General features: G+C 66.8%; 11 protein-coding genes. 7 read left to right on the top strand and 4 right to left on the bottom strand.

All coding sequences use genetic code 11. The annotated features are described in order from the left end of the window. Positions 1-2,185, top strand: a 2,185-nt coding sequence (gene infB / locus AC1D1W_RS18425; protein ID WP_476944449.1) for a translation initiation factor IF-2, incomplete at its 5' end; no start/stop codon positions are given. A gap of 292 nt (positions 2,186-2,477) precedes the next feature. Then, positions 2,478-2,987, top strand: a complete 510-nt coding sequence (rbfA, locus tag AC1D1W_RS18430; RefSeq protein ID WP_018774499.1) for a 30S ribosome-binding factor RbfA — start codon at positions 2,478-2,480, stop codon at positions 2,985-2,987. 70 nt (positions 2,988-3,057) lie between these two features. Here the strand turns inward: rbfA and AC1D1W_RS18435 are convergent, their stop codons facing one another. Then, complete coding sequence (locus AC1D1W_RS18435) at positions 3,058-4,185, bottom strand: ScyD/ScyE family protein (RefSeq protein WP_476944450.1); 1,128 nt, start codon at positions 4,183-4,185, stop codon at positions 3,058-3,060. 283 nt (positions 4,186-4,468) lie between these two features. Here AC1D1W_RS18435 and trxA point away from each other — a divergent pair, with 283 nt between their 5' ends. Beyond that, positions 4,469-4,897, top strand: a complete 429-nt coding sequence (gene trxA, locus AC1D1W_RS18440) for a thioredoxin (RefSeq protein ID WP_476944451.1) — start codon at positions 4,469-4,471, stop codon at positions 4,895-4,897. On the opposite strand, the gene AC1D1W_RS18445 is transcribed toward trxA, so the two are convergent. Next, complete coding sequence (locus tag AC1D1W_RS18445) at positions 4,894-5,103, bottom strand: hypothetical protein (protein ID WP_028278246.1); 210 nt, start codon at positions 5,101-5,103, stop codon at positions 4,894-4,896. The genes trxA and AC1D1W_RS18445 overlap by 4 nt on opposite strands. Positions 5,104-5,190: 87 nt before the next feature. Then, the gene (locus AC1D1W_RS18450; RefSeq protein WP_243181742.1) at positions 5,191-6,402 is read right to left on the bottom strand and encodes a pyridoxal phosphate-dependent aminotransferase; all 1,212 of its coding nucleotides are present in this window, start codon (positions 6,400-6,402) and stop codon (positions 5,191-5,193) included. Between the two features lie 84 nt (positions 6,403-6,486). On the opposite strand from AC1D1W_RS18450, the gene truB reads away from it, so the two are divergent. Genes truB through AC1D1W_RS18465 form a run of 3 tightly spaced genes read left to right on the top strand, consistent with a single transcriptional unit; the run spans position 6,487 to position 8,409 of the window. Continuing rightward, positions 6,487-7,485: a tRNA pseudouridine(55) synthase TruB gene (gene truB, locus AC1D1W_RS18455; protein ID WP_243181743.1), complete on the top strand. Its 999-nt coding sequence runs from the start codon at positions 6,487-6,489 to the stop codon at positions 7,483-7,485. Further along, the gene (locus AC1D1W_RS18460) at positions 7,485-7,838 is read left to right on the top strand and encodes a hypothetical protein (RefSeq protein ID WP_028278244.1); all 354 of its coding nucleotides are present in this window, start codon (positions 7,485-7,487) and stop codon (positions 7,836-7,838) included. The genes truB and AC1D1W_RS18460 overlap by 1 nt, the downstream gene beginning before the upstream one ends. A 19-nt stretch (positions 7,839-7,857) precedes the next feature. Continuing rightward, positions 7,858-8,409: a hypothetical protein gene (locus AC1D1W_RS18465; protein ID WP_476944452.1), complete on the top strand. Its 552-nt coding sequence runs from the start codon at positions 7,858-7,860 to the stop codon at positions 8,407-8,409. A 10-nt stretch (positions 8,410-8,419) separates the two neighbouring features. On the opposite strand, the gene AC1D1W_RS18470 is transcribed toward AC1D1W_RS18465, so the two are convergent. Continuing rightward, positions 8,420-8,974, bottom strand: coding sequence for an NUDIX domain-containing protein (locus AC1D1W_RS18470; RefSeq protein ID WP_243181745.1), 555 nt, complete (start codon positions 8,972-8,974; stop codon positions 8,420-8,422). 187 nt (positions 8,975-9,161) lie between these two features. On the opposite strand from AC1D1W_RS18470, the gene AC1D1W_RS18475 reads away from it, so the two are divergent. Beyond that, positions 9,162-10,025: DUF222 domain-containing protein (locus tag AC1D1W_RS18475; RefSeq protein WP_476944453.1), on the top strand; the 864-nt coding region annotated here is incomplete at its 3' end.

Raw genomic sequence — 10,025 nt, forward strand, 5'->3', positions numbered from 1 at the left:
CCCCGGCGCCCCGCGTCCGGCCGGCGCTCCCGGCGCCGGTCGTCCGGCAGGAGCCGGCGGCAACCGCCCGACTCCCGGCATGATGCCTAACCGCACCGAACGTCCCRCACCCGCTGGTGCCGGCCGTCCCGGCGGCGGAGGCCGTGGTCCGGGCCGTCCGGGTGGCGCTCCGGGTACCGGTGCTCCCGGTGCCGGTGGCGGCGCTCCGGCCGGTGGTGGCTTTGGTAAGGGCGGTCGCGGTCGCGGCGGCACCCAGGGTGCCTTCGGTAAGGGCGGCGCAGGCCGTGGCAAGCAGCGCAAGTCGAAGCGTGCCAAGCGTCAGGAACTGGAGCAGATGAGTGCTCCGTCGCTGGGTGGCGTGAGCGTACCCCGCGGCGACGGCAACACCGTAGTCCGGCTTCGCCGTGGCTCGTCCATCACGGACTTTGCCGACAAGATCGAGGCAAACCCGGCAGCACTGGTGACGGTCCTCTTCCACCTCGGCGAAATGGCCACGGCCACTCAGTCGCTGGATGAAGAGACCTTCGCCCTGCTCGGCGAGGAGCTTGGTTACAAGCTCCAGGTTGTGTCCCCGGAGGACGAGGAGCGCGAGCTGCTCTCCACCTTCGACATCGACTTCGACGCCGAACTGGAAGCCGAAGGCGATGAAGACCTCGAGGCACGTCCTCCGGTTGTCACCGTCATGGGTCACGTTGACCACGGTAAGACCCGACTGCTCGATGCCATCCGCAAGTCCGACGTTATGGCGGGCGAGCACGGCGGTATCACGCAGCACATCGGTGCCTACCAGGTCACCCACGCCCACGAAGGCATCGATCGCAAGATCACCTTCATCGATACTCCGGGCCACGAGGCGTTCACCGCCATGCGTGCCCGTGGTGCGAAGGTTACCGACATAGCCATCCTGGTGGTCGCAGCGGACGACGGCGTCATGCCGCAGACCGTTGAGGCCCTCAACCACGCCCAGGCGGCCAACGTGCCGATCGTCGTGGCCGTGAACAAGATCGACAAGGAAGGCGCCAACCCGGACAAGGTCCGCGGCCAGCTGACCGAGTACGGCCTGGTTCCGGAAGAATACGGTGGCGACACCATGTTCGTGGAGGTCTCTGCCCGCCAGAACCTGAACATCGACGAGCTCCTCGGCGCCGTTCTGCTCACCGCAGACGCTGCCCTGGACATGCGCGCCAACCCGAACAAGGACGCCCGCGGTATCGCGATTGAAGCCAACCTGGATAAGGGCCGCGGTTCCGTGGCCACCGTCCTGGTTCAGTCCGGTACCCTGCACGTCGGCGACACCATCGTGGCAGGCACGGCCCACGGCCGCGTCCGTGCGATGTTCGACGACGACGGCAGCGCCCTGACCGAGGCCGGCCCGTCCCGCCCCGTGCAGGTGCTGGGTCTGTCCAACGTCCCGCGCGCCGGTGACACCTTCTTCGTGACCGCTGACGAGCGTACCGCCCGCCAGATCGCCGAGAAGCGTGAAGCCGCCGACCGCAACGCCGCCCTGGCCAAGCGCCGCAAGCGCATCAGCCTGGAAGACTTCGACCAGGCCGTCGCCGATGGCAAGATCGACACCCTCAACCTCATCCTCAAGGGTGACGTGTCCGGTGCCGTGGAAGCCCTCGAAGACGCGCTGCTCAAGATCGACGTCGGCGAGGGTGTCCAGCTCCGCGTCATCCACCGCGGTGTCGGTGCGATCACGCAGAACGACGTCAACCTGGCAACGGTCGACAGCGCCGTCATCATCGGCTTCAACGTCAAGCCCGCCGAGCGTGTTGCCGAACTGGCAGACCGCGAAGGCGTGGACATGCGCTTCTACTCCGTCATCTACGCAGCAATCGATGACATTGAGGCAGCCCTCAAGGGCATGCTCAAGCCGGAGTACGAAGAGGTCCAGCTTGGCACCGCCGAGGTCCGCGAAGTGTTCCGTTCCTCCAAGTTCGGCAACATTGCAGGCTCGATCGTCCGCTCCGGTGTTATCCGGCGCAACGCCAAGGCCCGCATCAGCCGCGACGGCAAGATCATCGGTGACAACCTCACCGTTGAGACGCTCAAGCGCTTCAAGGACGACGCTACCGAGGTCCGCACGGACTTCGAGTGTGGTATCGGTCTTGGCTCGTTCAACGACATCACCGAAGGTGACATCATCGAGACCTTCGAGATGCGCGAGAAGCCGCGCGTCTAGGTTGGTTTAGCAGTACAGGTGCGGGGCCGTTGGATTTTCCGGCGGCCCTGCACTTTTCCGCCGTAGAGGGGGCCCCGCCCCTACGCTGGGTGGCCGACGTCTTACGACGTCGGCCACCCAGCTCCGGCAGGCCCGATGCCACTCCCGGGCCCTCTCCACGGCTCCAAAGGGCCGCCGGAAGAATCCAACGGGAGTCCGTCGTAGACTCGCCTTAGGCGCGTGGCATGAAAACCCAACTGGTGTACGGCAGCCGTTACAGCGCCGTCGTACATCCAAATTTTTAGGAGTGGAAATGGCTGATCCCGCACGGGCCGCCAAGTTGGCGCAGCGGATTAAGGTTGTCGTTGCTGAGGCGCTGGGCCGGAGGGTGAAGGATCCCCGCCTGGAAGGCGTCACCGTGACTGACTCTCGGGTGACCAACGACCTGCAGCACGCAACTGTTTACTACACCGTGTTCGGTGACGAGGTGGCCCAGGCCGATGCCGCCAAGGGGCTTGAGAAGGCCAAGGGCGTGCTGCGGCAGGAAGTCGGGCGGAACATCACCGTGCGGCTGACTCCGACGCTCGAGTTCGTGGCTGACCAGATCCCTGTCAACGCCTCGAACCTTGAGGAGCTGCTCCGGGCGGCGAAGAAGCGGGACGCCGAGGTGGCCGCGCTTGCCGAAAGTGCAAAGCACGCCGGCGACGCCGATCCTTACAAGAGTGACACTCCGCAGGACGTGGAGCTCGACGAGGACGACTTTGACGAAGAGGACTTGGACCTCATTGACAACGACGCAATCGATGAGGACCGCAACAAGTAGGAATGCCTTCCACAGCAGGGGCCGGAACCGGTAACGGATCCGGCCCCTGCTGTTCCGGGTCTTGGTGCTGCTAGGTGCCAGAGGCGCTATTTTGCGATGCGTGCTTGAGGCTCAGGACCGCGACTTGGCCGTTGGGGGGTGTTTTCGAGGGGCCCTCAGGCGGAAGGGCGTTGACGGTGGCGTACAGCGTGGAACCTTGAAGGGCGACGTCGGCCGTGAGCCCAGCGCTCAACAGCGTGCTCTGCCGGCCGGAGTCCCCGTCGATCTTGAGGACTCCCATACCAAACAGGGACGCGACGAACACGTCGCCGTCGTTATCGACCGCCAAGCCGGTGGGGGACAGGATCTTGTCCGCGAACACCTTCACGTGACCGTTGTCCGGATCCACCTTGAAGACGGCGCCCCTGGCCCCAAAGGACGGGTCCTCGGGTCCTCCCGGCAACGACGTGACGTAGAGCCAGCCGTCCGGCCCAACCCCAACATCGGTGGGTACCGGCTCGAAGTCGTAGCTCCGCCCGACCACGCAGGCCGGCAGGTGGTTGGCGGCTGCGGCTTCGGCCGTAATCGTGAACGGCCGAGGCGGCAGTACAGCGACGGTCCGTGTCTTCCAGCTCTCTATATCAACGGACACCACGCTGTTTGCGCCCGCATCCGCCACATAGAGGGTGTGGCCGGAGACGGTAATCCCGTATGGATGGGAATCCACTTCACCGTTGTAGGCCGCCGGCATCTCGGGCGGCAGCAGCGCTGCGCACCCGTTCGGCAGGTTGCGGAAGCCGTAGTGGACTTCTCCGTCGGCGTTATGCCCAGCTTCCAGTGCGGCGAAGTCGCCGTAGGTGCGTTGCCGACCGTCGCCATCGATGGTGTGAACATGACCGGCGAGCGGACGTTGGTCCTCGGGCCCAGCGCCCTGGCTCTCGAGGAAGTAGGTTGTCGATCCGCGCTGGGCATTTCCGGCGACGTCCCAAGCAGGATTCGAGTAGAGGACGCTCTTGGTACCGTGAGCGTCGATCCGGGTCAGCCGGCCCGCGAATTCTTCGCTGACCGTGACGGTTTTGTCATGGCCGGCGCTGACATGAAGCGGGGCCACCAGTCCGCCCGCCAGAGTGGCCGGTGGCTGTCCGTTCGGGGTGGCGGCCGCAGCCGTGAGGGTGGAAAGGAACACCGCGGCGATAGCAGCCGCGGATGGAAATGTCATTAGTTTTCTCATGGTGTGCTCCCGTGGCCGTGATGAAGTATCCACAGTTCGAGACCGATGAGACCGTTTGAAGATCGGGGAAGCACAGCCGGAAACCCACGCCTGCTTCCCAAGCGGATTGTATTCCAGCGGGCCGGCGAAGTCGACAGTTCCCGCGGACGCTCATTTCTCCTGGCTTGTCTCCTGTCCTCGGCGTCGGTGACCTTCGACTCTATGCCCGTCCAAGTGCAGGCGAGTCCCATGGACCCATGAGTGCGTGTATGCGGGAAGGCACCGGCGTGCCGTGGAATCCAGCCTGATCAAGTGCCCGCACTGCGGGAAGACCAACCGGATTCCCGCGGCGGCTGCCGGGCACCCGCGCTGCGGCAATTGTGGCCAGGATCTTCCGTGGATAGTGGCGGCGGGTGACGCAGATTTTCCGATTGTGGCGGAGCAGTCTTCGGTTCCGGTTCTCGTCGATTTCTGGGCGGCCTGGTGCGGGCCGTGCCGGATGGTCAGCCCGGTGCTGGACAAGCTGGCGGTGGAGCGGGCCGGTAAGGTCAAGCTCGTGAAGGTCGACGTCGACACCTCCCCGGGGCTGTCCCGCCGGTTCGATATCCAGGCCATTCCAACGTTGCTTGTCATCAAGAACGGGGCAGTGGCGGCCCGCCAGGCTGGAGCGCCGCAAGCCGCGGCCCTCCGCAGTTGGCTCGACGCCGCGCTGTCCGCCTAGCGGCGTCTTGAGCGTCCTCGGGCTCCCAGGCCGCCGCCCAGCACGGGAGATCCCATGCCCAGGAGATAGCCGAAGTCGTACCAGTTTCCCGCACGGGCGGAGTTGTAGAACGGGAATTCACTCCAGAAGCCGAAGACATGGGCGATCAGGACGATCCATGCCGTCAGCCCATTCCAGAAACCCCACAACAGGTCTTGCCACCACACGATGTACTCCCTCGGCCGGAAATCGGCGGCGCCCTGTCGGGCCAGCCCGCAGCCAGTACACCGGGCAGGCCTGGAATCGCCGTGAGCTCAGGCTAGGGCGCCAGCTTCGCCGGCGATAGGGCCGGTTGACCCGTCGGTGCCCGCAGGCTCGCGCGCAGGGATGCGCCCGAGGCCCTCCACCAGATCGGCTTGACTGCCGCAGAGCGCGATCCGGATCCAGCCCTCGCCGATCGAGCCGAACGCCGTGCCGGGGGCGAAGGCCACCCCGGAGTCCGCCAGGAAGCGGCGCGTCCATGACCGGACATCCCCGCCACTGGCATGCGAGACGTCCGCCCACAAATAGAACGCGCCTTGGGCCGCGAGGTAGCGGATGCCGCGGGCGCGCAGCACCGCCGAGGCCGCGTCGCGGTTGGCCCGGTAGTGGGCATGGGCGTGGCTGACGTAGTCCTGCGGACCGGTCAGCGCTGCCAGCGCGGCGTACTGCGACGGCGAGGCCACGCACGACACGATCGACTCCATGACGTTGTTCATCTTCTGTTCCAGCCCCGGCGGGCAGATCAGCGCACCGATCCGCAGTCCCGTCAGCCCGTAGGTTTTGGAGAGCGTGAGCGAGGTGAAAACGCGTGCTTCGCCTGGGGCGTCGCTGTCGAAGCGGGCCGGGCTGATGTGCGGGACATCGTAGGTGAACGCCTCGTAGCATTCGTCCGAGATGACCCACAGATCGTGCCGCCTCGCCAGCTCCACGAGCCGGCGGGTCAGATCCTCGCCCAGGACAGCACCGAGCGGGTTGGACGGGGAATTCAGGATCAGGACCTTGGTGCGGGGCGTGATGAGCGCCTCGATGTCCTCGATCCGCGGCTGGAAATCGTGCTCCGGGTACAGCGGGTAGCGGACCGGAACGGCGTGCAGCAGGCTGGACGTCATCGCGAAGGTGGGGTAGCCGGGATTTGGGATGAGGATCTCATCCCCGGGGGAGAGCAACAGGCTCATGGCGAAATGCAGGCCCTGCTGGGCGCCGTCGACCACGTAGACGCGCTCCGCGCCGACCGGCGTCGCATTGTGTTCACGGAAGCGGGCGGCGAAGGCCTCCCGCAGCGCGGGGATTCCGGCGTTCGGTGTGTAGTTGGTCTCGTCCCGGTCGAGGCAGGCCATGCCGGCCTCGAGGACATGGCGGGGGACTGCGAAGCCCGGCTCCCCGATACTCAGCACGATCGCACCGGGCGTTCCCCAGGCGGCTTCGGTGATCTCGCGGATCTGGTTGATCGGGACGTCGCGGACATGTGCGGCAAGCTCGGGCATGTCTGCCATCCTAACGCCCGGCGTCCGCGGTGGCGGCGGGACGGTGGGCGTCGGGGCAGGGCTTGCCCGCATATACTGGGAGGCGTGCTTTCTGGACTGGTGATAGTAGACAAACCGCAAGGTTGGACCAGCCACGATGTGGTTGGACGGATGCGGCGGATTGCCGGTACCCGAAAGGTTGGCCACGCCGGGACACTGGATCCGATGGCCACCGGCGTTCTGGTGGTGGGCATCAACAAGGCCACCCGGCTGCTGACCTACATCGTGGGCACGTCCAAGACCTACACGGCCACCATCAGGCTCGGTGAATCCACCGTGACAGACGATGCCGAAGGCGAGGTGACCGCCACCCGCAGCGCCGCCGGGGTCACCGAAGACGCCGTCCGCGCCGGCGTCGCGGCACTGACCGGGGAAATCGAGCAGGTTCCCAGCAGCGTCAGTGCCATCAAGGTCAACGGCGAACGCGCCTACGCCCGGGTCCGGTCCGGTGAAGAGGTCAAGCTCGCAGCCCGGCCTGTAACGATCCACCGCTTTGAGATCCACGAGACCCGTCCCGTCCACGACGGCGAGGCCCTCGACGTCGACGTCACCGTGGAGTGCTCCTCCGGTACCTACATCCGTGCCCTGGCCCGCGACCTCGGCGATGCTCTCGGCGTCGGCGGCCACCTGACTGCACTGCGGAGGACTCAAGTGGGTCCATACACCCTTGATCAGGCGCACACCCTCGAACAATTGGCCGAGACGCTGGACGTCCTGGAAATCTCGGACGCCGCACGGGCACTCATGCCGAACCGTGAACTCAGCGAGGCGGAAACCACCGAGATTTCCTTCGGCCGCAGAATCGGAGCCGGAGCAACCGCAGGCACGCCCGAGGCAGCGACCGCGGACAAACCGGCAGCGGCGTTCGCGCCAGATGGTTCGCTCGTGGCCCTCCTGGCCGATGCGGGAAGCTACGCCAAACCTGTGCTCGTCTTCGCGCCGGATAATGAAAAGCCGGGCAACGAAAAGCCCGGCAACGGCAAGCCGACTACAGAAAAGCGGCCAACAGATAAGCAGCCCACCGAAAAGCTGGCCGGCCAGTAGTGGACGCGTATTTCTACATCATTCTGGTGGTTGGCCTGCTCTCCAGCATCATCTGCGTCGTCGCGGGCCTCCTGAAAAAGGCGCCCAACGACACGACGATACTGTCGGTGGCCGCCGTCGAACTTGCCCTCCTGGTCTATCTGGGGGGTTCGATTGTCCGGGTGGCCAGCGGCGAGCGGATCGCGGGAGAGTCCTGGGAGTTCTGGGGCTATCTGGCCACGGCGCTGATCCTTCCGATCGGGGCCGTTTACTGGTCCATCCTGGAGCGGACCCGCTGGAGCAACTTTGTCCTGGCCGCCGTCGGCGTCACCGCCCTGGTGATGGCGGCGCGCATGAACCAGATCTGGTATTGAGATGGAAGAGGCAGAAAACGTGAGCGCAAACTCCCCGCACGACGGCACCGAAAACCCGGCGGCGCCGGCGTCCCGGACCCCTGGGCCGGCGGACGCTGGATCCGCCGACACTGCGCCGGCGGAAACCGCGGCGCCGGGCACTGGGGCGACTGAAACTGCGCCGGCAACGACCGATACCCGCAACACCGGGCCGGGACGGCTGCTGATTGCTGTCTATGCCGTCTTCGCGATTTCGGCGACGGCCCGGGCCGGCTACCAGATTCTCACGAAGTTTTCTGAGGCGCCGCTGGCGTACATGCTGTCCGCGTTCGCCGCCGCCGTCTACGTCGTGGCCACCGTGTCGCTGGCGAAGCCGGGGCGCACCGCGTTCAAGGTCTCGGTGGCGGCAGTCCTGGTGGAGCTTGTGGGCGTCCTGGTGGTGGGAGCACTCAGCGTGTTCGACTCGGTGAACTTCCCGCATGAGACGGTGTGGTCCCTGTTTGGCCGCGGCTACGGATTCATCCCGCTCCTGCTGCCGATCCTGGGACTTATCTGGCTGTACCGCCGCCGCCCTGCGCGCCGGGACCACTAACTCCGGCTGCCTACAAGCGGCCGGCGATGCCCCGGGCCTCCGTGAGCCTGCTGCGCAGCCCCGGCCAGGCCGCGGCGAAGCCCGGGTGCAGTTCCTTGCCGCCGACGCCGTCGACCCCCACCCACTGCAGTTCGATACTTTCCGCATCACTGATCGCGGCCTCAAACGGCTGCAGCGCAAGGGCCACCACGGTGGTGTAGGACCAGTAGCCGACGTCGAACACCGACGTAAACAGGACCTCGAGATTCCCCGGAGGCACGGCCGCTTCCTCGTGTGCTTCCCGCAACGCGCCGTGGATGGCTTCTTCCCCTTGGTGCAGGGCGCCGCCGGGGAGCCCCCAGGTGCCGCCCTGATGGCTCCACAAGGCGCGGTGCTGGAGAAGGACCCCCTTGGCGGGGTCGTGGACCAAAAGCCCGGCGGAACCGAACCGACCCCAGAACCGCCCCCGGTCGCCATCGACCCAGGCATCGCCAGGATCGCGTGGGCCCAACGGGCGGCGCGGATCGCCCGGCAGCAGTGGTGCGAACGGTGATTCCCCGACTTGGGGAGCGGCTGTGCTGTCCATCCCTACAGCTTGCCACGCACCGGTCCGTAGGAGGGCGGGGGTCGTACGCAGTGTTACGTGCCCGGACGTGCCCTATGCGCTCCAGATGCTCTGAGGTGCGCTGCCGGGAGTCACTCTCACTATGAGTCGCGCGCCGGCAAGAATGGCTTCCGCTATTTCTGTCGTACCCCTCTGGCAGAGTTTAGTTATGGAAGCCATTGGAGAGTTCATCCCGGACCGGGCCCCGTGGGCCGGCCCGGCTGTGTCCTCCCGGCATCCCCGCCTGGCCGCCGTTCCCGGCGCGGCTGACGCAGCCGGCGGCGCTCTGGGCGCCGCGGTGGAGACGGCGCTGGCGGCGCTGCGGGCTTCGAGCCCGACTGCGGATGTCGACGCCGCCTGGTTTGGCTTGCGGGAGGCTGCGGACTTTGCCGGCCACGTCGAGGACCTGTCCCGCACGGTCGAATACTTCCAGCTCGTTGCCGCGGCCGCGGTAGAACGGACGCGCCAACAAGCCGTGTTCACCGCGCCGGCCGCACACGGCTGGGGTGAGGAAGCGGCCCAGGCGGGCTGGCTCACGGGCTGGAAACAGGAATCCGACGGCGGGACGGATGCAGGGGCCGGCGGGGGAGCTGATGCCGTTTCCGACGCCGGGGCTCACGGCGTACCTGTCGGCGGGACGCTTGCCGGGGCCGGACCTGGCCCCCGCGGTGACTTGGCCGGGCAAATGGGGATGTCCGCTGCTGCGGATGACGGCTACCGGAACGCCACGGAGTTCTTGCGGGCGCGGCTGCGGATCAGCGCCGCCGAGGCAAAGCGCCGGCTGACGCTGGCCGCCGAGCTGCTGCCCCGCGCCGGCAGCGGCGGCCATACCGGGCCACCGGTCCGGAAGGAGCTCGCCGCTGCCGTCGCGGTCGGCGAGGTCGCGTCCCGCGCCGCAACCGTCATCACGCTCGCCCTGGACCGGGTCCGGCACAGCTGCCTCCCCGAGGCCGCCGCAACCATGGAACATGCCCTGACAGTGACGGCCATCGAAAACGACGCCGACTTCCTGGCCCGGATCGCCCGCCGGTGG

The organism is Arthrobacter sp. P1_B4, from assembly GCF_056406555.1.